The sequence below is a fragment of the Clostridium sp. genome (assembly GCF_032576335.1).
GTDB lineage: Bacteria > Bacillota > Clostridia > Oscillospirales > Acutalibacteraceae > Faecalispora.
Genome location: NZ_JAWFXC010000005.1, coordinates 98,813 through 123,347 on the forward strand (window position 1 = coordinate 98,813; position 24,535 = coordinate 123,347).

20 protein-coding genes and 1 pseudogene are annotated in these 24,535 nt (G+C 47.3%); 12 read left to right on the forward strand and 9 right to left on the reverse strand.

Annotated elements, in window-relative coordinates; translation table 11 throughout:
* Positions 1-198 precede the first annotated feature (198 nt).
* The 5 genes from E7L17_RS07120 to E7L17_RS07140 form a co-directional block, all read right to left on the reverse strand.
* Complete coding sequence (locus E7L17_RS07120; RefSeq protein ID WP_316322565.1) at positions 199-1,185, reverse strand: ADP-ribosylglycohydrolase family protein; 987 nt, start codon at positions 1,183-1,185, stop codon at positions 199-201.
* Between the two features lie 27 nt (positions 1,186-1,212).
* On the reverse strand, positions 1,213-2,736 hold the full coding sequence (locus E7L17_RS07125; RefSeq protein WP_316322566.1) for an extracellular solute-binding protein: 1,524 nt from the start codon (positions 2,734-2,736) through the stop codon (positions 1,213-1,215).
* A 61-nt stretch (positions 2,737-2,797) separates the two neighbouring features.
* Entirely contained in the window at positions 2,798-3,694 is an 897-nt protein-coding gene (locus tag E7L17_RS07130; protein ID WP_316322567.1) for a carbohydrate ABC transporter permease, read from the reverse strand.
* Between the two features lie 34 nt (positions 3,695-3,728).
* A complete protein-coding gene (locus E7L17_RS07135) occupies positions 3,729-4,658 on the reverse strand; it encodes an ABC transporter permease (RefSeq protein WP_316322568.1) in 930 nt (309 codons plus the stop codon).
* Positions 4,659-5,012: 354 nt separating this feature from the next.
* Positions 5,013-6,020 (reverse strand): LacI family DNA-binding transcriptional regulator, encoded by a 1,008-nt coding sequence (locus E7L17_RS07140; protein WP_316322569.1) that lies wholly within the window; start codon positions 6,018-6,020, stop codon positions 5,013-5,015.
* A gap of 361 nt (positions 6,021-6,381) precedes the next feature.
* Here E7L17_RS07140 and E7L17_RS07145 point away from each other — a divergent pair, with 361 nt between their 5' ends.
* The 4 genes from E7L17_RS07145 to E7L17_RS07160 all read left to right on the forward strand — a co-directional run bounded on the left by E7L17_RS07145 (position 6,382) and on the right by E7L17_RS07160 (position 11,171).
* Positions 6,382-8,484: an ADP-ribosylglycohydrolase family protein gene (locus tag E7L17_RS07145; RefSeq protein WP_316322570.1), complete on the forward strand. Its 2,103-nt coding sequence runs from the start codon at positions 6,382-6,384 to the stop codon at positions 8,482-8,484.
* Between the two features lie 2 nt (positions 8,485-8,486).
* Positions 8,487-9,863 (forward strand): acyclic terpene utilization AtuA family protein, encoded by a 1,377-nt coding sequence (locus tag E7L17_RS07150; protein ID WP_316322571.1) that lies wholly within the window; start codon positions 8,487-8,489, stop codon positions 9,861-9,863.
* Positions 9,860-10,177: a DUF4387 domain-containing protein gene (locus tag E7L17_RS07155; RefSeq protein ID WP_316322572.1), complete on the forward strand. Its 318-nt coding sequence runs from the start codon at positions 9,860-9,862 to the stop codon at positions 10,175-10,177. Before E7L17_RS07150 ends, E7L17_RS07155 begins: the two co-directional genes overlap by 4 nt.
* 94 nt (positions 10,178-10,271) lie before the next feature.
* Positions 10,272-11,171: a ribokinase gene (locus E7L17_RS07160; protein ID WP_316322573.1), complete on the forward strand. Its 900-nt coding sequence runs from the start codon at positions 10,272-10,274 to the stop codon at positions 11,169-11,171.
* 644 nt (positions 11,172-11,815) lie between these two features.
* Here E7L17_RS07160 and E7L17_RS07165 read toward each other — a convergent pair.
* Together E7L17_RS07165 and E7L17_RS07170 are read right to left on the reverse strand one after the other, a co-directional pair.
* Positions 11,816-12,906, reverse strand: a pseudogene (locus E7L17_RS07165) (collagen-like protein); the annotation flags it as partial.
* 587 nt (positions 12,907-13,493) lie between these two features.
* Positions 13,494-13,997, reverse strand: coding sequence for a metal-dependent transcriptional regulator (locus tag E7L17_RS07170; RefSeq protein WP_316322574.1), 504 nt, complete (start codon positions 13,995-13,997; stop codon positions 13,494-13,496).
* Positions 13,998-14,315: 318 nt separating this feature from the next.
* Between E7L17_RS07170 and E7L17_RS07175 the strand changes: the two genes are divergently transcribed.
* Entirely contained in the window at positions 14,316-14,555 is a 240-nt protein-coding gene (locus E7L17_RS07175; RefSeq protein ID WP_316322575.1) for a FeoA family protein, read from the forward strand.
* A gap of 99 nt (positions 14,556-14,654) precedes the next feature.
* Complete coding sequence (feoB, locus tag E7L17_RS07180; RefSeq protein ID WP_316322576.1) at positions 14,655-16,808, forward strand: ferrous iron transport protein B; 2,154 nt, start codon at positions 14,655-14,657, stop codon at positions 16,806-16,808.
* Between the two features lie 84 nt (positions 16,809-16,892).
* Here feoB and E7L17_RS07185 read toward each other — a convergent pair whose 3' ends face one another.
* A complete protein-coding gene (locus E7L17_RS07185; protein ID WP_316322577.1) occupies positions 16,893-17,447 on the reverse strand; it encodes a DUF1003 domain-containing protein in 555 nt (184 codons plus the stop codon).
* A 189-nt stretch (positions 17,448-17,636) separates the two neighbouring features.
* Between E7L17_RS07185 and E7L17_RS07190 the strand changes: the two genes are divergently transcribed.
* The 5 genes from E7L17_RS07190 (at position 17,637) to E7L17_RS07210 (ending at position 21,904) form a co-directional block, all read left to right on the forward strand.
* Complete coding sequence (locus E7L17_RS07190) at positions 17,637-18,455, forward strand: MerR family transcriptional regulator (protein WP_316322578.1); 819 nt, start codon at positions 17,637-17,639, stop codon at positions 18,453-18,455.
* A gap of 244 nt (positions 18,456-18,699) precedes the next feature.
* Entirely contained in the window at positions 18,700-19,728 is a 1,029-nt protein-coding gene (locus E7L17_RS07195) for a TlpA disulfide reductase family protein (RefSeq protein WP_316322579.1), read from the forward strand.
* Positions 19,729-19,770: 42 nt separating this feature from the next.
* Positions 19,771-19,923, forward strand: a complete 153-nt coding sequence (locus tag E7L17_RS07200; RefSeq protein ID WP_316322580.1) for a CD1871A family CXXC motif-containing protein — start codon at positions 19,771-19,773, stop codon at positions 19,921-19,923.
* Positions 19,916-20,779, forward strand: a complete 864-nt coding sequence (locus E7L17_RS07205; protein ID WP_316322581.1) for a 4Fe-4S binding protein — start codon at positions 19,916-19,918, stop codon at positions 20,777-20,779. Before E7L17_RS07200 ends, E7L17_RS07205 begins: the two co-directional genes overlap by 8 nt.
* Positions 20,780-20,836: 57 nt before the next feature.
* Positions 20,837-21,904, forward strand: coding sequence for an NADH:flavin oxidoreductase (locus E7L17_RS07210; protein ID WP_316322582.1), 1,068 nt, complete (start codon positions 20,837-20,839; stop codon positions 21,902-21,904).
* 82 nt (positions 21,905-21,986) lie between these two features.
* Here the strand turns inward: E7L17_RS07210 and E7L17_RS07215 are convergent, their stop codons facing one another.
* Positions 21,987-23,156: an iron-containing alcohol dehydrogenase gene (locus E7L17_RS07215; protein ID WP_316322583.1), complete on the reverse strand. Its 1,170-nt coding sequence runs from the start codon at positions 23,154-23,156 to the stop codon at positions 21,987-21,989.
* Positions 23,157-23,459: 303 nt separating this feature from the next.
* Here E7L17_RS07215 and E7L17_RS07220 point away from each other — a divergent pair, with 303 nt between their 5' ends.
* Entirely contained in the window at positions 23,460-24,428 is a 969-nt protein-coding gene (locus E7L17_RS07220; RefSeq protein ID WP_316322584.1) for a helix-turn-helix transcriptional regulator, read from the forward strand.
* Positions 24,429-24,535: the final 107 nt, after the last annotated feature.

Sequence of the window (24,535 nt, forward strand, 5' to 3'; positions counted from 1 at the left end):
CGCAGACAGCAAGCCCTTTCGGCTGCCTCAAATATTTGTCTAACTTTTTAAATTCACTTTAAAATGACACCGCTTTCTTCTTAGACCCTTCGAAAGGGTGTAAAACACTCTCTTTGCTGCCTTTTTGCATTGAAAAGCCTAATGGTTTGAGGGTGAGAGTGCGGTTCATATGTTCAGGGAACCCGAGAGGAATGTACCTTAACGAATGAGCTTGGTGAGCTCGCCGGCCATTTCTTTAATATCCAGGCCATTGGTAAATTGCAGGCAGGTTCCAGTAGGGTACCGCGTTTTCTCCACCCAATGAGCCGGGATGGAAGAAGCGCCGTATTTTGCGCCGAGAATCGCTCCAGCAACGGCGCCAATCGTGTCCGCATCGCGGGCAAAGTTGGCCGCCAGCACTACACCTTCGCGAAAGGTTTCGTTGCGCATCCGCAGGCACGCAAAGGCGGAGGGAAGCGCTTCTGCCGTTGTGGCCCAGCTGCTGGTGTAAAGCTCGTCGTGCAGCGGCATCCATGCATCCATAATAGAGCCGTTGGCACCGTCAACAATCTCGAAAGCGCGGTTCATGGCGCGGAAGAACCAAGATTCCTCGGGAATGACTTTCATCACTGCGCTGAAAATTTCGTCCATGGTTGCGTCTACCATAGCAAGAGAAACCGCTACTGCCACAGCCTGTGCGCCCCAGATTCCGTCGCGGTAATGGCTGACCGAAGCGTCGATTTCCGCCATGGCGCAAGCCCGTTCCGGGTCGCCGGCGCAAATGATGCCTACCGGGCCAATCCGCATGGCAGATCCGTCACTCATGTGAAATGCGTTGTATTTACCGGAAAGCGGTGGGCGAATTCCTTTGCGCAAATTATTGGCTGCCTCAATCTCACTGGCGCCGCCACGCTTAAATTCATCCTGTACAGCCACGTCCTCAAGCCAGGCATCAACTACGATTTCACTGGTTAAATTTCCGCCGCAGCCGATGAGGGTTTTTGCGGTAAGAAGTGCAAACTCCGTATCGTCTGTGCTCCAGGAAGCACCCTTGTTAAAGTCGGTGGTGATGCCATAATTTGCACGGTTTTCTGGTTTGCGCGCGGCATCTCCCAACGAATCGCCAATTGCAAGGCCCGAAAGAGCCCCATATGCTTTGTCAAACGCTTTAGCCGGGTTGCCGGCCAGTTCAGATCTTGTTATCATAAATCCTCCATCACTTTCAGTATTCATTTATCCTAGCTTTGTTTTCAGGTACTCCGCAAATTTGTCGCCTCCGGCCTTATTCCATTTCGTCACAAATTCATCAAAAGCAGAAATTGGCTTCGTTCCGCGAATAATATCGGCAGAATACTCATCATACAAAGATTTCATAGCATCCCACTGCGGTGCCAGCTCTTCTGGAATCAGTACGTTAACATCCTCTACATAATACTGGTTTGCCAGGTCTAGAGAGCTTTGTGCCGCATCGGTATAAACCGGCCGCGCCAGGGGCGGGTTGGGCTCGAACTTGTTTGTTGTGACCCAAATGCGGGACCACCACTCGGGGTATTTGTCGGTAAAGACAATCTTCTCATTTTCAACTTTATAGTGCTTGCCTTCGATGCCGCACTTGTCAATGATACGGCCCTCGGGGCTAGCCATGAACTCCAAAAAGGCCCAGGCGGCATTCTTGTTCTTGCTTTCTGCATTCATAGCAAAGCCGCGTTCTTCCTTTGTAACATCAACCGCTTGGAAGCCCTGTGCAACACCCTTTGCAGGGGGGAGAACCACAAGGTCGCTGCCGGTGGTCGAAGACATCTTATTGTTATAAATCTGAATGACATCGCCAACTGTACCAGAGATAATGCCGGCCTTGCCTTCATAGAATTTTTGCTCAAGCACATCCCAGGTGTTCGTCAGGTATTCCGAATCCAGCAGACCTTCCTTGTACAGGGAGGCATAGAATTCTAGTTTTTTCTTTTCGGCTTCGGTTGCTCTGGAGAAAGCCCAGCGGCCATTCTCTTTTACAAGCGTGGATTTCACGCCAAACGCCTGGTTAAAGAAGGCGTTGAGGCGACGCATATTGCCTTCACCTGCGTTGTTGGAGTCATCGGCGGTAATCGCGTATTTCACAAGGCCTTTTGCCTTCATCTCTGTAAACAGAGCATGATAATTTTCGATTGTTGGGTCTTTAACGAGCGCATCATAGCTGCTAAGCTTTGTAGTCAATTCTTTTTTCATTACCGGTACATAGGTACGCGCCGGTGCCAGCCAAAGAAGATACGGATAGTTTTTTAAGCGTGCTTCGTTGACGGGCAGCATGAGGTCTTTTACATAAGTAGAGCTTTTAATATACGGTGTTAAATCCTCTAGCAGCCCCTCCTGTGCAATAGGAAGATCGCCGCCGCCCTGAAAATATACAATGTCTGCGTCAACATCGCCGGTGCGCATGGCAAGCGGCAAAGCGGTGGCGTAAGAGCCAGCTGGAGGCTCAACGAACTGAAGATCAATGTATTGACCGTGGTCAGCCATTGTTTTCTCGACCACATCGCACATAGCAATGACGTCTTCTTCCGTTGGCAATACATCCTTAACCAAGACCTTTACCGTAACAGGAGCGTCTTTGCTGCCGATGGCGGGCCAAACGTCGTTGCTTACAGGGGTTGACTGCGGTTCGGAGGCGGTGCCTGATTGTGTATTTGTGGAATTGCCGCAGCCCGTAAAGGCTGTAGCTGCCAACGTCATGGCCAATAAAAGCGCAATTCTCTTTTTCATGATTCTCCTCCTAATGATTGTTTCTGATTCCCGGCAGTAGTCATAGGGATAATCGAAATGATTAGCCTTTCACCCCCCCTGCCATCACATCTTTCGTATAGTACTTTAGAACCAGTGGGAATAGCACGAGGATTGGAATGATTGCGATCACAATGACCGCATAAGACAATGCCATATAATCAATCTTGGCCAGCTCATTGTAGTTGAGGAGATTCTGCGCGCCAATCAGCGTGGTGGTGTCGCCCTCCACCAGGAACTTTCGCAGAACCACCTGCAGTACACTGTCTTTGAGCTTGCTGATATAGACGCCGGAGCGAAGGTACTCGTTCCAGCGAAGCACGGCATAGAACATGGTCAGCGTTGCAATACCGGACCGACACAAGGGAGTTGCAATGGAAAATAAGATTCGAATATGGCCCGCACCGTCAATCTTAGCGGCTTCGTAAATAGAAATGGGGATTTCTTCGAAGTAACGCATCATGATGATTAGATAATAAACGTTGACGGCCAGAGCCAGAATGACAGACCAGCGGCTGCCGATCAGCCCTAGATCCTTTACTACGAAATATTCTGGCACCAAACCGGGGTCAAACAACATCATAATAATAAAGAAAATCATGAAAATTCGTTTGCCCACGAGGTTCGGCCGGGTTAGCACGTAGGCCGCCGATATGGTAAGAATCATATTCAGCACAGTACCCACCACGGTGATGAATACGGAAGTCATGAGAGAGGGTACCAATACCGGGTTGCTTAAAATAATCTGGTAGTTAATCAGGCTGAACCCTTGCGGAATAATGTCAAGCCCCTTCATCGTGGGGGAAAGGGAGGGAGAGGACAAGGATTTAGCAACGATATGCAGCAACGGAATTAAAATGGTCAGGATAAACAAACCCATAATGAGGATTAAAATCAGCTGACCAATGTGAAATTTTTTACGCAGCTTTGCTTGTTTCAATACAAACACCTCCAACAGAATGCACGCTCCGGTGTTACCATACGCCCTGCCCGGTCAAGCGTTTCGATGTGACATGGGTGAGCAGTACCAGAATAATACCTACACCGCCTTTAATTAGACTGACTGCACAGGCCAGTGAGTATTGTCCGTTATCGAGACCAAGTCGATAAATATAGGTATCCAGAATATCAACTACACTGTTGACTGCCGGATTCGTAAAGTTAAACACTTGGTCAAAGCCTGCCGTCATAAAGAAGCCTAGGTTTAAAATAAACACAGTGGTCATGGGGATGATTAAAGCTGGCAGGATGATTGCTCGAATGGTCTGTGAGCGGTTAGCTCCGTCAATATCCGCGGCCTCAAACAAGTCGGGGCTGATATTGATAATCGCGGTAAAGAAGATGATTGAATCCCAGCCGAGACTGCGCCATGCTTCCGAGAAGAAGAGCACCCATCGAATCGCACCTTTGCTGGTCATGAAATCGTAGGGGCCTGCACCAAACCACCCAAACACCTGATTGACTGCGCCGGTGGAAGGATTGAGGAACGAAATCCAGATGCCTGCGATGACAACCCACGACAAAAGGTGTGGCAGATAAGACACAGCCTGAATCATATTGCGTGCTCGGCGACTTCGAATTTCATTAAGTAGGATGGCAAACAAAACAAAGAAAGGGAAAAGCAGTATGTATTTCATAAAGCTGATGATCAGTGTGTTTTTTAGAATATCAGTAAACGCAGACGTACTGAACACCATATGAAAGTATTTGAGTCCTGCCCATTCCCACGGGCCTCGGGCTCTGTAATTGAAGAAAGCCATACGCATGTTCCAGATCGGCCACACCCGAAAAATTATAAAATACAGGATGGTGGGCGCGATCAGCACATACAGAATCTTGTCGGCACGCATTTGTTTCCAGTTTGCTTTCCATTGGTCACGGCGAGCCAGCTGTCGGTCGTTCATAAGGGAGCCTCCTTTAACCATAAATCGCAGCTGTAATGCTATTCTTCATACAAAACAGTAAACTATCATTGCAATCTTTCCGTGGTTCCGGTAAGGGAGAGATGATTGTGCTTTACTTTTTTATCGAAGACTAGTATTTATGTGTTGGCGCAAAAGTGAATAATGATATGTAAGAGCAGTTTAGGAAACCGGTTAATCTAATGAATTTCATTATACAAGGTTTATTTCACACAAGCAATCGTTTTATCATACAAAAATGCAGCGAATATAATATACAATTTACATCATAACACAAAAGTGTAGCTATAAATTGATATTGCATTCGCTGCATCAATTGGATTTATTAGGAACCGGTTACTTCTTGGTGGTTTCTCGAAGAACTAAAGTGGGCTGAATGGTCATGTGACGCATGCTTCCAATGGTTCCGTTAATAATCGAAACCAGCATTGTGGCCGCCTGCTCTGCCGCTTCCCGCCGCGGTTTTATTACGGTAGAAAGGGCGGGGTCGTAGGTTTCAGAGATTTCAATCCCGTCAAAACCAATGACTTCCACTTCGCTGGGCACATGTCGGCCGGCTTCCTTCAGCGCTTTCAGCGCACCAATGGCGATCATATCACTACCCGAGAAAATGGCGGTAAAATCAAGCCCTTCCTGTATAAGCCGTGTTACGGTATCTCTGCCGTACTGTGCGGAGAATTCACCGAATTGTACCAGCCGGTTATCAATCGGTATTCCCGCTTCTTTCAGCGCTTGCTCATAGGCGCGATGCCGTTGAACAGCACCGGATACGCCTGCATTTCCGTCCATATATAAAATGCGACGATTCCCTGTGGATAGCAGCTGGCGCATGGCCTGCGTGGCACCGTATTCACTGTCGCTGGCGATGCTGGCATCACATACGTGGTGATCGAAATTGCGCCCCATTAGTACAAGGGGGATATTATATTTTGAAAACTGCGCCAAAAATGTGTCGTTCGACACACCAGAGCAGAGGATAATGCCATCCACCCGTCGATCCACCATCGATAACAGGTGGTGCTTTTCCTTTTCTGGGTCAAAATCCGAATTGCCAAGATACATTGAATACCCGTTCTTATCCAGTACATCACTAATTCCTCGCACCTGGGCTGGGAAGAAATGATTCAAAATATCCGGAACCACGACTCCAATTACGCCGGAGCAGGATGTAGCCACGCTGCGAGCCAGGGTGTTGGGGCGGTAATTCAGTTCCTTTATGGTGGTAAGCACCCGCTTTTTGGTTTCTTCACCCACGCCGGTGGCTTTATTATTGATTACACGGGAAACGGTCGCTTTCGAAACTCCGCAAATCGCCGCAATATCTGCAATACTGTACTTTTGCATACTTTTCCCTCCAAACGGCAAATCAGGCAGACAAAACAGTTGCCGCCTGATGTTCTTTTGTCCTATTATAAACAAATTGAGAAACAAAAAGCAAGCGGTTTCTTTCTTATCGCCTTTAGTAATGTGATTTTTAAGAACATTAACCATAGAATAATTGTATTTTTAGGGATAACGCCCCTTGAAAACCCAGAAAAGAATGGGTATAATACAGAGTAACCGGTTGCTTAAAAGCGAGATCTCTTTCATAGGGACTCTACGTGAAAACGGCGATTTCTTCCCCGCCGAAAGGCGCAAAAAGAAATTAGCAGCTTTTTAAAGTGGCATTACTATCCTAAGGTAAAACGATTGGGAGGCTACAAAAATGATCAAGGATTATCTTCAAAAGGTTTATTCCGGATTTTTAGGGATGAACATCGGTATTCGGCTCGGTGCCCCTGTGGAACCGACTATTTGGACCTACGATCGCATCCGAAATACATACGGAGACATTACAGACTATGTAAAAGACTTTAAAAATTTTGCGGCCGATGATGATGTGAACGGCCCGGTCTATTTTTTAAGAGCGCTGAACGATGATGCGATTGAGAGACCTTTAGAGCCGCAGGATGTGGCAAGGGCTTGGCTCAATTATGCGCGTGAGGGCGTTGGAATGTTCTGGTGGGGCGGTTATGGCCGCAGCACCGAGCACACCGCGTACCTGAACCTGAAGGCGGGTATTCCCGCTCCGCGCTCCGGCTCGATTCAGCAGAACGGCAAAACGATTGCCGAACAGATTGGCGGGCAGATATTCATTGATACATGGGGGCTGGTGAATCCCTGCGAGCCGCACCGCGCGGCAGAATATGGCGCTGCTGCCGCCAGTGTTTCTCACGACGGTGAGGGAGTGTACGGCGCGCGTTTCTTCTGCGCCGCAATTGCAAAGGCTTTTGAAACCGGCGACATCCACGAGATTATGAACGCGGGATTGGCTGAAATTCCGGAAGACTCCTTGTACCGAAAGGTATCCGATGCGGTGCTGCGCTTCCACGAAGAGCATCCGAAAGATTGGAGAGCCTGCCACCAAATGCTGGTGGATGACTGGGGCTACGACAAGTACGGCGGAGTGTGCCATATTATTCCAAACGCCGGCGTGTGCATCCTCGCAATGGCATATGGGGAGGGCGACTTTGCGCGTACGGTTGAAATCGCCACCATGTGCGGGTGGGATACCGACTGCAACGCAGGAAACGTCGGCACCGTTCTTGGTGTGGCCTGCGGTATTGAGGGTCTGCCGGAGCGTTACCGTGGCCCGATGAACGACGGCCTTGTGCTTTCCGGTATTTCTGGTTACCTCAACATTTTAGATGTTCCCACCTATTGCAAAGAGATTGTCGCATTGGGCTACCGTATTGCAGGGGAACAGGTTCCTGCTGAAATCTGTGACTCTTATCACCAGGGCGAGGTGCATTTTGATTTTGAACTGCCCGGCTCCACGCATAACATGCGTGTATCGGATCCATTCTTCTGCCGTACCTGGCATTCTACCGAACAGGCGGCGAGCGGCACCGGCTCTTTAAAGGTTCTGGTAGACCGCATGGAGCGGGGGCACCAGTGCAAGCTGTTTTATAAGCCGTTCTACCGCCGCGATGATTTTTCAGACGAACGGTACAGCCCCGTTTTCACGCCGACCGCCTACCCCGGCCAGACCGTTTCCATGAAGCTGTATCTCGACCAGTGGAACGGTTGGGAGACCATCGGAATCGCACCCTATGTGCGCACTACCAGCAACAAAAAAGACCACCTGCAGGGCTATATTAAGTTAGAGCAGGGCAAATGGCTGGATATTTCTTTCCGGATTCCGGATACCGACGGCGATATGGTGGACGAAGTGGGAATTGTGATTGAGGGGTACTCTCCAGCAAAATCCAAAACACTCGGTATGCTGTATCTGGATGATTTCTCGATTACCGGAAAGAGCGAGTATTGCATTGCCCTTGCGAAGCAGAAAACAGAGTTTGGCTGTGTAACGCCATTCTCGTTCGACCACGGCGCGTGGGATCTTGATGGCGGCCAGCTGCTTTTGATGCGCTGCGAGCCTGCCTTTGCCTATGCGGGCAATTATTACGCAAAGGATTATACGGTTGCGGCTCCGGTTACGCCGCTCAACGGTGACACGCACCTGCTTACTATCCGTGCGCAGGGCGCAATGCGCGGTTACGCCGGCGGACTTGCACCGGATGGAACAGTAAAGCTCTATAAAAACGATTTCGGCTACCGCGAGCTCAGTAGCGCCACGTTCAAGTGGGAGCAGAATCAAACCTATGTGCTTTCTCTGAAAGCCGTAGGGGATACGGTTACCCTCTTGGTTAACGGGAAAGAAATGCTTTCCGCCAAAGATGAAGCTTACCAATACGGCATGTTTGGCTGCGGTTCGCTGAGCATTGGCCGCACCGCCTTTGGAGATTTCACCGTGAAGGAGGAATAAACATGAGAGAGCTAAAACTACTTTCCCCTTGCGGAATTCTCGGCTATGGATTCCCAGAAAGCTCGTTTCTAAATGGAATGGCAATGAATCCAGATGCGATTGTGGTAGATGCGGGCAGTACAGACGCTGGCCCCCACAAGCTCGGGGCGGGAGTGGCAATCGTAAGCCGCCGCGCCTGTAAAAAAGATTTGGAAATTATGATTACAAACGGTGCAAAGGCGAACATCCCGGTGGTAATTGGTTCGGCCGGGGGAGCGGGCGGACGCGTCCATGTGGAATGGACGCTGTCAATCATAGAGGAAATTCTCAAAGAGCATCATCTTCTGCACCGGAAGCTCGCTGTTATTTGGGCCGATATTGACAAAGAGATCGTCTCGCAGCGCCTGAGCGAGGGGAAAGTTGACCCGCTCGGCCTTACCGTGGGTGATCTCACCCAGGAGCGTATCGAGCAAACAACGGGGATTGTGGCTCAGATGGGCCATGAGCCTATCGTGCGGGCGTTGGAACAGGGTGCGGACATCATCGTCTGTGGCCGTGCCTATGATCCCTCACCGTTTGCCGCCGTGGCTGTATTCCATGGGTTCGATTTGGCCTATGGCTACCACGCGGGCAAAATTCTGGAATGCGCGGCTCTGTGCGCGCAGCCCGGCACTACCAAGGACTGCATGCTCGGCATTATTCGTGAGGACGGCTTTATTGTCACTCCGCTTTCCAAAGACCGGGTCTGCACCAAGACGTCCGTTGCGGCGCATACCTTTTATGAAAAAGATCATCCTTTCCTTTTGCACGGCCCCGGAATCGTGCTGAATCTGGAGCATTGCACCTTTACTGAGCTGGAGGATGGACGAAGCGTTTTTGTTACCGGCAGCCAGATTGAAAGCACTTCGCCTTATCGCATTAAGCTGGAGGGAGCCATACCGGTGGCGTTCCGTACCTTCGTTGTGGCCGGTATCCGCGACCCGCTCCTAATCGGCCAGTTGGGAGAAGTGGAAGATAAAGTAAAAGCACAGGTACGCGACTATTACGGGGATTTGGACGAAGCGGAATATCAAATCAACTTTATCAACTATGGCATCAATGGCGTGATGGGCGAAATGGAGCCCTGCCAAGATCTTCCCCACGAGGTGGGTGTCGTATTTGAGGTGATAGCCAAAACGCAGGAGCTGGCCGATACCGTATGCTCCTCGGTGCGCTCTACTTTTCTGCATTACGGGTACGAGGGGCGCAAATCAACGGCGGGAAATCTGGCATTTCCGTTTGCCCCCAGCGACATTCCCTTTGGCCGGGTGTATGAGTTTTCTCTGTACCACCTGATGGATGTGCGGGACGGGGAAGAATTGTTCCCAGTAGAAGAATGGACAGGAGGCGGCGCACGATGAAGAAACGATTGTATGAATGCGCGAAGGTGCTGCGCTCCAAAAACAGCGGGCCTTTCGAGATTACGTTGGATTGTCTGTTTGAAGATGCGGAAATCTACCGGAAGATCAAAGAAAGCGGCATCATCACCAGCGCGCTGGTGGCGCAGCTCTATCACATTCCTGAAAATTTGATATCTAATATTGTGTTTTTTGACCCAGCGCTTGGGTTTAAAATTACATTTGCCCGCCGGATTTCGTCTGGCACCTGCTTCGACAGAGATGTTTATGGCGCGCAGCAGCATGCACCGCTCATGGAATTGCTTGTGGATGTATGAGCCACTGTTTTTGATCATGCGAAAGGAAGTCATTCATCCATTTTAAACATGAGCATATGTAAGTTGCGTGCGACACAAATAAGGAGGAAACCGAATGAAAATACTGAACTTCGGTTCGCTCAATATTGATTTTGTCTATTCTGTGGATCACATTGTGGCCCCCGGTGAAACGATCTCTTCTGCACAGCTGAACGTTTACCCCGGCGGAAAGGGCCTAAACCAGTCGGTTGCTCTGGCTCGCGGCGGTGCTCCCGTTTTTCACGCGGGTATGCTGGGGGAAGACGGCGGAATGCTTCGGAAAACCTGCGAAGAGAACCATGTGGACATCTCGCTGCTCCGCACCGTGGAGGAGCGCAGCGGGAACGCGATTATTCAGGTGAGCGCCAAAGGGCAGAACAGCATTGTTCTGTTCGGCGGGGCCAACCGAAAGAACGACAAAGCATATATCAATGAAGTACTCTCTCATTTCGGGGAGGGCGACCTACTTATACTGCAAAATGAAATTAATCTGCTTGATTACCTGATAGAACGCGCGGCACAGTGGAAGATGAAAATCGCTTTGAATCCCTCTCCTTATGACGATGCAGTGAAACGATGTGACCTTTCTAAGATTCATTGGTTGCTGATGAATGAGGTAGAGGGCGCCCAGATTACTGGGGAGCAGGACCCCGATGCTATCTTGCGGAAGGTTCAAAAGCGGTATCCGCAGGTTCATACTGTTTTGACTCTTGGAAAAGACGGTGTGGTTTATCAGGCTGGTCAGCAGCAGTTTACCCACGGTATTTACAACGTACCCGTAGTGGATACTACCGCCGCCGGGGATACCTTCACCGGTTATTTCTTTGCCGGAATTGCAAGGGGAGATTCGCCTCAGGAATGCCTGCGAGTCGCATCGATTGCGTCCTCTCTGGCAGTTTCCCGCAAAGGTGCCATACCTTCCATCCCATGGCGAGACGAGGTTCTTGGGGCCGATTTGTCTCTTGCAGCGCCATAATTACCCGGCTTATGGCATGGGTTATCATGGCATTATGAATTTTTACTTTATGAAAATAGGCTAGTAAAAAACCTTCTGCTAATTTGCAGAAGGTTTTTCATTTTTATACATTCTACCAATAAATCAAGTGATTGCGACTGTTGCATTAATATAAGAGCTCATAGAAGCTTCACCTGTAGCAGCACTTGTCGTCAAATATATTACTAAGAAAAGAAGAGTGGATTCATTTACAAATAATGGAGGGTTCGCAACCGTGGTCATTGTCATATTGTCGCCAATAACCAATGTGCTTGTAAGTGGAAATGTTACACGAATCCCAGTGGATGTGAAAGTATTGCTGGGAGGGTCTGATATTAACGCCTCTACAGTTAATTCTGCTCCATCTCCAACCGTACTATTTATATAACAAGTATAGAATGCAGACAGTGCACTAATATAGCCATCACGTGGTATTGGTACTGCCATGCTTAGCACTACGGCTTCATTTGGGGTTAGTACCAGTGTAGGGGGAACGAAATCTGTATTCGTATAAGATAGATCTGCGGTTCCAATGATAGCGGCAATCCCTGGTCCACCATTTTGATTTGATTTTGCTTCTACTACACTTCTACTTGTAAAAGGCAGAATAGTATTACCGAGGGCAATAGGTCCAGTCGGCCCGGTAGGTCCGGTAGCACCATCTGCGCCAGTCGGCCCGGTTGGTCCGATAAGTCCATCCGCGCCAGTCGGCCCGGTTAGTCCGGTAGCACCATCTGCACCAGTCGGCCCGGTTAGTCCGGTAGCACCATCTGCGCCAGTCGGCCCGGTTAGTCCGGTAGCACCATCTGCACCAGTCGGCCCAGTTGGTCCGGTAGCACCGTCTGCGCCAGTCGGTCCGGTAGGTCCGGTAGCACCATCTGCGCCAGTTGGCCCGGTTAGTCCAGTAGCACCGTCTGCACCAGTTGGTCCGGTTAATCCGGTTGCACCGTCTGCACCAGTTGGTCCAGTAGGCCCGGTTGGTCCGGTAGCGCCGTCAGCACCAGTCGGCCCGGTTGGTCCGGTAAGTCCATCCGCGCCAGTCGGCCCAGTTGGCCCAGTAGCGCCATCTGCACCAGTCGGCCCGGTTAGTCCGGTAGCACCATCTGCGCCAGTCGGCCCAGTTGGCCCAGTAGCGCCATCTGCACCAGTCGGCCCGGTTGGTCCAGTTGGTCCAGTAGCGCCATCTGCGCCAGACGGCCCGGTAGGTCCGGTAGCGCCATCTGCGCCAGACGGCCCGGTTGGTCCGGTAGTTCCATCTGCGCCAGTCGGTCCGGTAGGTCCGGTAGCACCGTCAGCACCAGTCGGTCCGGTTGGTCCAGTAGCACCGTCCGCGCCAGTCGGTCCGGTTGGTCCAGTAGCGCCATCTGCGCCAGACGGCCCGGTAGGTCCGGTAGCGCCGTCCGCACCAGTCGGTCCGGTAGGTCCGGTAGCACCATCTGCGCCAGTCGGCCCGGCTGGCCCAGTAGCACCATCTGCGCCAGTCAGCCCGGTAGGTCCGGTAGCGCCGTCCGCACCAGTCGGTCCGGTAGGTCCGGTAGCGCCATCTGCGCCAGTCGGCCCGTGCGCCAGTCGGTCCAGTTGGTCCGGTAGCACCGTCTGCGCCAGTCGGTCCGGTTAGTCCGGTAGCACCATCTGCGCCAGTCGGTCCGGTTGGTCCAGTATCTCCAGTTCGACCTGTGGGTCCAATTCCGCTTGGATTATCAGATGTAATTACCAATGTACCTTGCAATGAAGTCTGTGTTGACAAATATATCCTTTCAGTACTGGAATTAATTAAAGATATGGTGGTTGGTGCAATGGGAACATAAACAATACCAACTCCATAAACTTCTCCTGTTTTTAATGGAGAATTTCCTTTTAATGGCAAGCCTCCCCTTGAAGAGACTATAGCAAAAGAAGTACCTTCTACTGAGGCAGTGGATTGTGTTGATATCCACCAGTTTACAAGGTATCTTCCTGTTTCTAAAAAGGTGATTTCACCAGTTGCGCTATTATAAACAATATCTCCGAAAGAGTAAAGAAATCTATCAAAAATCACATTTGCTCCTACATCTATGGGAGCAGATGAAGTTAGTTCAAGATGCAGTTCTGAATTTGCCAACCGATCTTCTCCTTTCTAACGAACATTATAATATATTATGCTAGAGTAAATTCAGGAGTCACTGGTCTACATGCCTGCTTCTCATAATGTAATAAAATGATGAATTGACGAGTGCAAGATTGATCCATACATTAAGGCTCTTTGGCTTGATAGCACTCTTAAAAAAATCCACCGTACACGGTGGATTTTTCTTGCGGTTACTTTTATTGGTGTTCGTTAGGATCTGTACGATAGGCCTTTTGATAATCTGTAAATTGCTTTTGTACTTTAGGGTTTTCCTGAAAAAAACGATTGAGAAGGTCAATATCTAAAACGGTTGAGGGGCTTAAAGTATGCTCAATAAGTTCGGTTTCTTCCAAAGCATTTGAACTGCCAAGTACGGTTAAAAAAGTTTCAATGGTACGGTGCCTCTCCAAAAGGTATTCTCCCATTGTTTGCCCTTGCTCCGTGAGCAATATGACCTCATAACGGTCGTATTTCAGGTAACCAAGCGCGGCTAGCTTTGAAATCATTTTCGAAGCAGAGGATGGTTTTACATTCAACAATTCAGAAAGCTGCCCTACACGCAAATAATGGTGTTCTAAATAAAGGCGGTATGCCATTTCAAGGTAATCTTCCAGCGCAGGGGTCAGTAATTGGCCATCTTGCTGGCTGGCAAGCTGGTATCCTCTTACGGTTCGAAAATCAGAATTGCTGCTATTGTTCATAGAATCAAACCCTTAATCGTATTTTCTTATTATTAAGAATGAGATGGTTCTTTTCAAAAATATAGGGGTACTCCCCTACCGGGGGCAGGGGAGTACAGCACTGCTTTTTTCTTTGCAATAGTACATTATATTCGTAACACAATTGATTTAGGCATCATATATTAGCGCAGGGAAACTATTTTGCCCTACACTGACTCGGCCAAAGTACGCAGTATGCTAACGGATTTCCGACAGGCTGCTGCAGAAGATATGCTCTAAAAGCAATTGAATAGAGCTGCATAAGTATTCTTTTAGCCTATTTTAGGAGGAAATGGATTCATGAATTGCAATCAGATTACACTTGACCGACTGCCGGTAGGCAGCAAGGCCAATGTTGCATTGCTTACCTCTGACGGAATCACAAGACGGCGGATGCTAGACCTTGGCGTAATCAACGGAACTGAAATTGAGCCTCTGTACAAAAGTCCTTCCGGCAATCCAGTAGCCTATCTTATCCGTGGTGCTGTTATTGCACTGCGCTCTGATGTATCGGAGAAAATTGTCGTATCAGTATCTTAAGCAAAGCGGAATACGGGAGGCGCTGTGCCTTTGCACAACCTATGAAAAGCGGTGATGCCGCTTCCCGTTCCGCCAAATTTTTTGTTGGGAGGATTACGAATGGGATTAACGAACGCATCTACGGGGGCGGGCGTACTAAGCCACTGCGGTCTACATATTGAAAAAGAGACCGAACAGGATAAGGTGATTGCGCTCGCAGGAAATCCAAATGTGGGGAAAAGCACCGTTTTCAACGGTTTAACCGGTATGAATCAGCATACCGGCAACTGGCCGGGAAAAACAGTTGCCAATGCGCAGGGGAAATATCGCCACCATGGATCCAATTACATTATGGTAGATATTCCCGGAACGTACTCGCTGATTGCCAACTCCGCGGAGGAAGAAGTAGCGAGAGATTTTATCTGCTTTGGTGGTGCGGATGCAGTAGTTGTTGTGGCGGATGCCACTTGTTTGGAGCGCAACCTGAATCTGGTGCTGCAAACAATGGAGATTACCAACCATGTTGTACTTTGTGTCAATTTATTGGATGAGGCAAAAAAGAAAAAAATAAAGATAGATTTAATGGGACTTTCCGACCGTCTGGGAATTCCAGTGGTGGGTATGAGTGCAAGGTCCGGCAAAGGCTTTAATGAATTGATGGATACAATTGAGACACTCACGCAATCAAAAGAAATTCAAACACCGTTACGAATCCGTTATAGCGATGAGATGGAACAGGCCATTTCTCTTCTTGAGCCTGTGGTGGAAAATGCTTTACAAGGTGCAGTTAACAGCCGGTGGGTGGCTTTGCAGCTTTTGGATAACGATGATAGCCTGCTCTCTTCTATGAAAAATTACCTAGGCTTTAATCTACTGGAGAGGGAAGAAATTTTAGAGAAAGTAACACAGGCGAAAGAGGAGCTGGCGAACGCCGGAATACCGCAGGAAGAATTCCGGGATGAAGTAGTCATTCGCATTGTTCGAACCTGTGAGGAAATCAGCCGTGACACCGTGCGGTTCGAGGAAGAAAAATATGCGGAGCGAGACCGGAAAATAGACCGTATTTTAACCTCAAAACTGACCGGAATTCCTATTATGCTGGCAATGCTGTTCGGTATCTTTTGGATTACGATCAGCGGGGCTAACGTTCCGTCGGCTCTTCTTTCCCGAGCACTATTTTCTTTTGAACAGCCACTGGTAGACTTTTTCGTATGGTTGTCTGCTCCCGATTGGCTGCGTGGAATAGTCGTTGATGGTGTTTTTCGAACGTTGGCTTGGGTAATTTCCGTTATGCTGCCGCCTATGGCAATCTTTTTCCCACTGTTTACCTTGTTAGAAGATTCGGGCTATTTACCACGCATTGCGTTTAATTTAGACCATTTTTTCTGTAAGGCTTGTGCACACGGCAAACAGGCGCTTACCATGTGCATGGGGTTCGGCTGTAATGCTTGTGGTGTGATTGGCTGCCGTATTATCGATTCTCCACGGGAACGCCTTATTGCAATTCTTACCAATAATTTTGTTCCTTGCAACGGACGGTTCCCAACACTTATTGCAATTATCACCATGTTCTTTGCCGGTGCAATCGGCGGGGCATTTGAGTCTGTTGTATCTACCTTAATTCTCACGGCTGTGATTGTTCTGGGCGTATTTATGACACTCATGATTTCACGCCTTCTTTCTAAAACCATATTAAAGGGCTTGCCGTCCTCCTTTAATTTGGAACTGCCTCCTTACCGCCGCCCGCAAATCGGTAAGGTAATTGTGCGTTCTATCTTTGACCGTACACTCTTTGTTCTTGGGCGTGCCATTATGGTAGCAGCACCAGCAGGGCTGGTAATATGGATTTTAGCGAATATTACCGTTGGTGACATGAGTATTCTGGCTCATTGTGCCGCGTTTCTCGACCCATTTGCCAGACTGATGGGCCTAGACGGATATATTCTAATGGCGTTTATATTGGGCTTCCCGGCAAATGAGATTGTAGTGCCAATTCTTATCATGAGCTATATGGCAACCGGTACACTAACCGAGCTTGAGAATCTTTCTGAATTGCGTAATTTGTTGGTGGCCAACGGCTGGACTTGGCTGACTGCAGTTTGCTCCATGCTATTCTGCTTAATGCACTGGCCTTGCGGCACAACGTGCCTAACAGTTCGTAATGAAACACAGAGTTTGAAATGGACACTTGCGTCCTTTGCAATCCCAACCGTTACCGGAATTATTTTATGTATGTTTGTAGCGGGTACGGTTCGAATTTTGGGTTTGGTATAATAGAACGTAAAAGAGGCTCGGATGTACTTGCATCCGAGCCTCTTTTTGCTTATATTCCAATACAAATCAAAAATAAGTAACCTGTTATTCTTTTGACTCTGGCTCATTTTGCTGTTGCATATGGAGCAGTAGTTCTTTGATTTCTTTTAGTTCCCCTTCCATATGGTGCAAATGCCGCTGCATATCGTCAATTTCTTTTTCCGCTTTATAGTTAATTGCAAAATCTATAATGGACTCATGCTTATCGCGTGCGGCTTGGCGATTCTGGCTCATCATAATAAGGGGAGCTTGAAATGCAGCGACGAATGATAAAATAAGGTTTAATAAAATAAATGGCTTGGGGTCAAAGTGATACGGCAAAAATGGTAAGATGTTAATAAGCATCCATAATACCAGAAAAAGGCCGAACAGAATAATAAACGTCCAGCTTCCACCAAAAGCAGCTACTTTGTCGGCAATGCGGTCAGAACGTTTTGTGTTTGTTTCGTATTCCTCATCCAGACGAGATGCAATCTTCTGTTCGTAGTTGTCTACCAAACGGTCAATGCGAGAAACCTTTTCTTTATTTAGTTTAATATCAAAGCCCTGAATGTCAGATGCCTTTTCAAAGTTCATGTTGCCCTGTGTTTTCTTTTGCATAGTATCACCCCATCAAATTCTTTTGTGTGAAACGGCTGGTATTTCTTTTGCTTATTATACCATTACGGTACAAGAGTTAAAATCCGAATGATTAAATAAAATATTTAAAATAACTGTTGACTCTCACACTATGAGATGCTTTATACTAAACATGAGCTCAAAAAAACACATATATGTGAGGAAACAAACATGCTGAAAATAGGCGATTTTTCAAGGCTGTCCAGAATCAGTATCCGCATGCTGCGGCATTACGATGAGATTGGTTTGCTCATGCCGCAAAGCATCGACTCCTCCACAGGCTACCGGTATTATAATGAAGCACAGCTTTTAATAGCCAACCGAATTCAAGCTTTAAAAGAGATGGGCTTCGGGCTTTCGGTTATTGCTGAAATATTGAAAACAAATCAAGATTCAGCAGCGTTTGTGCAGTATCTTCTCATAAAAAAGGCCGAAATTCTGGAAGAGGAGAAGAAGGTTAGCAGGCAGTTACTGCTGCTGGATTCAGCAATCAAACGACTTGGAAAGGATGTAAATTTAATGGAATACACGGTAGTATGCAAACAATTACCCGAACGATATGTAGCGAGCGTGCGCAAGGTGATCCCCGCTTATGACAAAGAGGGTATCCTATGGGAGCTGCTAATGGGAGAATTGGCAACGAAAAAGGTGCAGTATACCAACGAAAGAAACGCTCTTGCCATATTCCATGACAAAGAGCATATGGATGCCGACCCGGATGTGGAAATTCAAATTACGGTAAAGGGAAGCTACCAGGACACAGAACAGGTTGTATTTAAAACCGTACCTGCAATGCAAATTGCTTCCGCAACATTTCAGGGAGGGTACGAAGAAATTCGTGAGGTGAACCAAGAGGTAGCCAATTGGATAAGGGATAATGGATATGATTTTGCAGGCCCCATGTTTAGCATTTATCATGTAAGTCCCTCTGAATCCCAAAACCCGGATGAATGGGTAACGGAAATGTGCTTTCCGATTCATAAAATATAAGGAAAAACACCGTCTGCTTTCAGGCGGTGTTTTTCATTTTAATATTTTTATTTTAAAATAAAAATATCGTGAGCCTTACTCACAGGTATTTTCTTACCGGAAAAATCATGGTAATATAGGGCTATCACCTTTCAATTGAGGAATCATTTACTTGGTGTTTAGATTAAAAAGTGCGTGTGGATCGCTGTTTAGCGCAAATGGAGTAACTGTAATATTCATTTAGCTTAGAGAAGGGGAAATAAAAATGGTAAAAAGAGGGATGTTTTTCATTGTGGCAGCCGCGGCTTTCCTTTTTGTGCTCGCTGCCTGTGATTCTGCTAAGCCTCCTCAAAAAGCAGATTCTTACACAACGTATACGGATTCAACTATGGGCATTAGTATTAATTTGCCACAGCAAGAGCTTACCAGTCGCACCATTTCGTACACCCAGTTAGACCTTAGCAAAAAAATGGGGGAGTTTCTTCCTAAAGAGGGTACATCCTTAGTTTTTCAGCCAGATAAAGCTGCAATACCGCTGTTTGTACTTCAGTACTACAATGAGAATTCATGGGATGCTTGGGTGAAAAAGGGTTTTAGTGCAGATAAAATAACCGGATTTGCCAATACGGAAGAGGTTGGGCGTAAGGGCGGTGTAATCTATGTTTACGCAGCATCCCAGCCGAATGAAAGCGGTATGGATGAGAATACAAAAAAAGAATACGAGCGTGTGCTGAAAATGCTACCTACCATACGCCAGAGCGTTGCACTCATGTACCGAGAAGCAGCAGACACCGGTACTTTCCCGAGCTTTTCAACAACCGATTTAAATGGCAATGCAGTGAGCAGTGAATCGTTTACGAAATACCGACTGACCATGGTGAATTTTTGGGGAACCTTCTGTGGCCCTTGCATAGAGGAAATGCCGGATTTAGAAAAGTTAAATAAAAGCATGCCGGAGGGAACCCGGGTGGTGGGTGTGGTTACCGATATTTCAGGTGACGAAAACAAAGAAACGGCAAAGCAGATTGTTACCAAAGCAGGGGCTACCTACGAAAATTGGCTGCCGGAGCAGGCTTTATTGGAATATATAGATAGCCATGTGTCTGGAGTCCCCACAACGCTGTTTATTGATAGCAACGGCCAAATTGTTGGAGAAGCGGTTGTTGGTAAGCGCAGTGTAGAAAAATACCAGGAAGAACTGGAGGCTCGCCTGAGTACCCTGCTGGCGCCCGAGAGTGCACTCTCGGCTTCAGAGCCCGAGAATTTAGAAAGTAGTGAGCTTACAGCACCTTAAATTTAAGTGTGAGCGGTTTAATAATGAAAGAGGTGGAAGACATTGGAGCGTGTAGGGAAGAATCCTCGTTTTTTACGTTGGGGAATTGCCGCCGGAGCGGTTGTGATGATGGCAGTTGGCCTATGGAACGGAGAAAATCGAACTGTTCTTGCCAAAGCGGTTCAAATATGTTTGGAGTGCATTGGAATTGGATAAGAGAACGTGGGTACAGGCGCTTTTTACCTTTACAACCAACTCAAATATACAGGGGTTTTTACAAGGGAAAATCTATAAAGGAAAGCTGAAGAATGCGTGTGTGCCCGGGCTGAATTGTTATTCTTGTCCGGGTGCACTTGGCTCCTGCCCCATTGGTGCCATGCAGTCGGTGGAGGGGAGCACACGCTACGGCATTTCTATGTATATTTTGGGCTTTTTGGTCTTTGTGGGCATTCTTTTGGGGCGTTTTGTGTGCGGTTGGTTGTGCCCGTTTGGTTGGTTCCAAGAATTGCTGCACCGGATTCCCACCCCAAAGAAAAAAGTACCGCAAAAGGTAAATGCAGTACTAAAATGGCTCAAATATGGCATTTTACTTTTGTTTGTGATACTTCTTCCCATTCTTACTGTCAATGCGTTTGGCATTTCCACTCCCTATTTTTGCAAATATATTTGCCCGGCAGGAACACTGGAGGGCGGCATTCCTCTGCTTATAACCAATGCTTCATTGCGAAGTGCCATTGGTTATTTGTTTGGCTGGAAGATGCTGATTCTAATTGCTGTGGTGATAGCCTCAATTCTGATTTTTCGGCCGTTCTGCCGCTATTTGTGCCCATTGGGTGCGTTTTACTCTTTATTTAATCCCATCAGTTTTTATCGCTATTCTGTGAATGAAGACAAGTGCACTCGGTGCGGAAAATGCGCAAAAGCGTGCAAAATGGATATTGCCGCATTTCAAACGCCGAATGCACTGGAGTGTATTCGCTGTGGGGACTGCATCAAGGCTTGCCCGGAGCAGGCGATTACGATTGAGAAGCAGTGTAAACCAAAGGACTTATATAGTAAAGAACGGCTGTAATTTGCATGTTTTTATTATAATCGTTGTGTTTTTTAGCTAACATAAGGAGTTCAAAGTATGAAACTAGAACGGCTTTTTGAGTCTCATGTAATTCGGAATCTTACGATTCAAAACCGAATTGCTATACCGGCCATGGTAGTACAGCACTGGTCAAATGAAAGCGGAATGGTAACTGACAGACAGGTAGAGCATTATCGGGAATTCGCTCAGGGTGGTACAGGCCTAATTATTCAAGAGGGAACTTGTGTAGAATCGGACGGCCGCCTTGCAGATACTCAACTTGGAATTTGGAACGATGAACAGGTGGAAGGCCTTCGCCGAATTACTCAAGCTGTTCACGAGAATTCCGTTCCGATTGTTGTACAGCTTCATCATGCCGGTGTATTTGGATTTATGGAGGATACGGTTTGTCCAAGTGAAATTACCTGTTCGGTTAGAGGGCAGGAGAAGCACGCTCGTGCTTTAAGTTTAGAAGAATTGCACCGCATTCAACATTCCTTCATTTTAGCGGCCGAGCGAGCAGTAAAAGCCGGGTACGACGGAGTGGAAATCCATGCGTGCCACAATTATTTGATTTCTCAGTTTTATAATAAGCTTGTTAACCAACGAACCGATTCTTATGGGCAGCAGCCGTCTTTGTTTGCGCTGGAGATAATTCGGGAGATTCGCCGACGTGTACCAGATTCGTTTATTATTGGGGTACGACTTGGCGCTTTTGAGCCAACTCTTGCTCAAAGCATTGCTCATGCGCAAGAGTTAGCTGAGAATGGTGTGGATTTTCTGGATGTTTCTTATGGATTTGAGCAGCGTTCCGAGCCATTTCGACCAGATGATTTTCCCTTTTCAGACCGTATCTATGCCGCACAGGAGATACGCAAAAATATTTCTATTCCTGTTTTTGTTGTGGGAGAGATTGCAACACCAGAACAAGCGGAGAAAATTTTGCAAACAACCGGTGTAGATATGGTGGATATTGGAAGAGGGTCTTTGGTTAATCCCAATTGGGCCAATGATGCCGCAAATGGCAGACCAGTTGGTGCCTGTTTGTACTGTAAAATCTGTATGTGGCGGGTAGATGCAGAGAAGTGTCCCGGTAGAAAACGATTTATTAAGACAAAATGTTGAATCTATTTCTTACTTTTAATTTTTGCATACCAAAAGGGAGTCTCGATTCAATCGAAACTCCCTTTCTTTGTTTTAGAGTGAACTATCGAAAGGATTCGTGATAAATGCGAATGCAGTCTTCTTTGCTTATGCGAGCCGGGTCTACCAGGAATAAGCCGCCCATGGTTTGTCTGGCGTTATCGGCGTATTTCTCCAAATCATTCCCGTCGATTCCGTAGTCGCTCATTTTCAGCTCTGCAACGCCGCAGGCAGATTGCAGGGCGCAAAGAGTCTCCACAAAATCCATGGCGCAAGTGGCGTCGGTTTTGCCAAGAGCTTTCGCCATGGCAATCATGCGATCGTCGCAGGCATGAATATTGGCAAAATGCGTGTAATACGCCTTGCTAATCATAATCAAGCCTGCCCCGTGAGGAAGCTCATGGTGGAAGGCGCTGAGAGCGTGCTCTAAGCTATGCTCGGACGTACAGGAGGAAAGCGATTCCACCATACCAGAAAGCGTATTAGCCAGAGCAACATCAGCACGAGCGTCCTCGTCTTTTCCGTTAGAAACCGCTTTTGCGAGGCTTTTTCCAATCAGCTCAATGGCTTTGAGTGCGTATAGGTCACTAATGGGGTCTGCTGTTTTGGCTATGTAGCCCTCGGTGCTGTGAAATAGTGCATCAAACCCTTGGTAAGCGGTAAGGTGAGGGGGAACGGTCAGCATGAGGTCTGGGTCTACAATAGAAAGAACCGGGAACGTTTTTTCGTAACCAAATCCGATTTTTTCATTGGTTTCTTCCTTGGTGGTAACCGTCCACGGGTCTGCCTCTGTTCCGGTTCCAGCGGTGGTGGTAATTGCAACAATCGGAAGAGGGTCGTTCGGTACGGGTTTTCTCTGGCCGGAGCCGCCGGTCACATAGTCCCAGTAGTCCCCCTCGTTTGTTGCCATAACCGCAATTGCTTTTGCGGCATCGATACTGCTGCCGCCGCCAAGGCCAATTACAAAATCGCAGCCTTCTTTGCGTGCCAGTGCTGCACCCTCCATTACATGGGTTTTAATGGGATTGGGTAGAATCTTATCGAATACAAAATGTGAGATTCCGGCAAGGTTCAGTTCTTCTTCTACTCTTGCAAGGTAGCCGTTCTCTCGGGTAGATTTACCGGAGGAAATTACAATGAGTGCTTTTTGTCCCGGTAATTTTTGGGAGTGCAGGTTTGCAAGCTGGCCCTTACCAAATAAAATCTTGGTGGGAACGTAATAATCAAATTGCATGTTTACAACCTCCGTTTTCTTTTTCGTACTTCTACTATACCTCTTTGAGTGTACTCGAAGTCAAGCCTTTTTCAAAAGAATTTTTTATCTTGACTTCTTTGTTACCTCTAGGGTATAACAAAGGCAGTGATTGGGGCAAATGGGAATGGGATAACCCTGACTTTTTGTCCTCTCGATTCTTTTATCCCTTTTTAAGAACAAATTGTTTGAATATCGTATTTGCGCAAGTAAAATCAAGCGGTACAAGTTTGGCTGCTTTATAATAACGGTAGAGCGGCAGAAATGGTGAGGTGTTAATACGGAATGTATGAGTGGCACAAGCAAATTCAAGAGATTGTAGATGAAATCGACCAGTGCATTCAAAATCGCAACAGTGAAGAAATAACACTGCAATATCTTTCTCGCAAGCTAGGGTATTCCGAATTCCATACAACGAGAAAATTTAAGGAAATATCGGGTATGCAGTTTCGGGATTACCTGCGGAACCGAAAATTAGCTTTCGCACTCAAAGAGATTCGAGATAGCGATAAAAGCATTTTGGATATTGCATTTGATTATGGATTTTCATCTCATGAAGCGTTTACCAGAGCTTTTAAGCGAACGTATGGCATATCACCCAGTGAATACCGTAAAAAACCGATGCCCGTCACTCTCCGTACAAAAATACAACCATTTGACCGCTACTTTTTTGGACTAGGAGAAATCGGTATGATGAAATCTTCCGAAGAGATTAAAATTTACTTTATTACCATTCCGGCTCATAAATTTTTGCACGTAAAAAACTACGAAAGCAATGGGTATTGGGATTTTTGGCAAAAGCAAAGCCAGGTTCCAGGGCAGGATTGCGACACCATTTGCGGCTTGCTCGATAGCATTAAAGAAAAACTGGATGAAGACGTTGGGAACAAATCGAACGGGAGCAGTGGTCAAATCATGGCGTATATGATTGACCCCAAAGGCAGGCTGTGTGATTGGGGCATTCCTCGCACCGAGTGCTATGGGGTACGTCTTCCCATCGATTATGATGGCGAAGTGCCTGCGCAAATGCTGATGGTGGATATCCCCGAAGCGGAATATGTTGTTTTTGAGCATGGGCCATTCGATTATGAGCAGGAAAACCGTAGTGTTGAAGAATTGATGGAAAAGACAATGGCAAATTTCGATTATGAGGGAACCGGTTATAGTATGGATATGTCTCCCGGTCGAATGATTTACCTGTATTATGATCCGGAGCATTTCTTTAAGTATGTTCGCCCTGTAAAAAAGGCTTAGTAAATAAGATCACCTGCCCTTAGCGGCAGGTGATTTTTCTTGGAATATAACTTGCTCATAAACGGAACTTATCTCCTTTCCCTGAATGGCTAGTAAAGATGATTAAT

Excerpts from the sequence above, each read along its gene's own strand:
- feoB (WP_316322576.1), top strand. The coding sequence starts at position 14,655 with ATGGGATTAACGAACGCATCTACGGGGGCGGGCGTACTAAGCCACTGC.
- E7L17_RS07150 (WP_316322571.1), top strand. The coding sequence starts at position 8,487 with ATGAGAGAGCTAAAACTACTTTCCCCTTGCGGAATTCTCGGCTATGGA.
- E7L17_RS07170 (WP_316322574.1), bottom strand. The coding sequence starts at position 13,997 with ATGAACAATAGCAGCAATTCTGATTTTCGAACCGTAAGAGGATACCAG.
- E7L17_RS07220 (WP_316322584.1), top strand. The coding sequence starts at position 23,460 with ATGTATGAGTGGCACAAGCAAATTCAAGAGATTGTAGATGAAATCGAC.
- E7L17_RS07120 (WP_316322565.1), bottom strand. The coding sequence starts at position 1,185 with ATGATAACAAGATCTGAACTGGCCGGCAACCCGGCTAAAGCGTTTGAC.
- E7L17_RS07140 (WP_316322569.1), bottom strand. The coding sequence starts at position 6,020 with ATGCAAAAGTACAGTATTGCAGATATTGCGGCGATTTGCGGAGTTTCG.
- E7L17_RS07125 (WP_316322566.1), bottom strand. The coding sequence starts at position 2,736 with ATGAAAAAGAGAATTGCGCTTTTATTGGCCATGACGTTGGCAGCTACA.
- E7L17_RS07190 (WP_316322578.1), top strand. The coding sequence starts at position 17,637 with ATGCTGAAAATAGGCGATTTTTCAAGGCTGTCCAGAATCAGTATCCGC.
- E7L17_RS07215 (WP_316322583.1), bottom strand. The coding sequence starts at position 23,156 with ATGCAATTTGATTATTACGTTCCCACCAAGATTTTATTTGGTAAGGGC.
- E7L17_RS07185 (WP_316322577.1), bottom strand. The coding sequence starts at position 17,447 with ATGCAAAAGAAAACACAGGGCAACATGAACTTTGAAAAGGCATCTGAC.
- E7L17_RS07135 (WP_316322568.1), bottom strand. The coding sequence starts at position 4,658 with ATGAACGACCGACAGCTGGCTCGCCGTGACCAATGGAAAGCAAACTGG.
- E7L17_RS07175 (WP_316322575.1), top strand. The coding sequence starts at position 14,316 with ATGAATTGCAATCAGATTACACTTGACCGACTGCCGGTAGGCAGCAAG.
- E7L17_RS07210 (WP_316322582.1), top strand. The coding sequence starts at position 20,837 with ATGAAACTAGAACGGCTTTTTGAGTCTCATGTAATTCGGAATCTTACG.
- E7L17_RS07145 (WP_316322570.1), top strand. The coding sequence starts at position 6,382 with ATGATCAAGGATTATCTTCAAAAGGTTTATTCCGGATTTTTAGGGATG.
- E7L17_RS07160 (WP_316322573.1), top strand. The coding sequence starts at position 10,272 with ATGAAAATACTGAACTTCGGTTCGCTCAATATTGATTTTGTCTATTCT.
- E7L17_RS07155 (WP_316322572.1), top strand. The coding sequence starts at position 9,860 with ATGAAGAAACGATTGTATGAATGCGCGAAGGTGCTGCGCTCCAAAAAC.
- E7L17_RS07195 (WP_316322579.1), top strand. The coding sequence starts at position 18,700 with ATGGTAAAAAGAGGGATGTTTTTCATTGTGGCAGCCGCGGCTTTCCTT.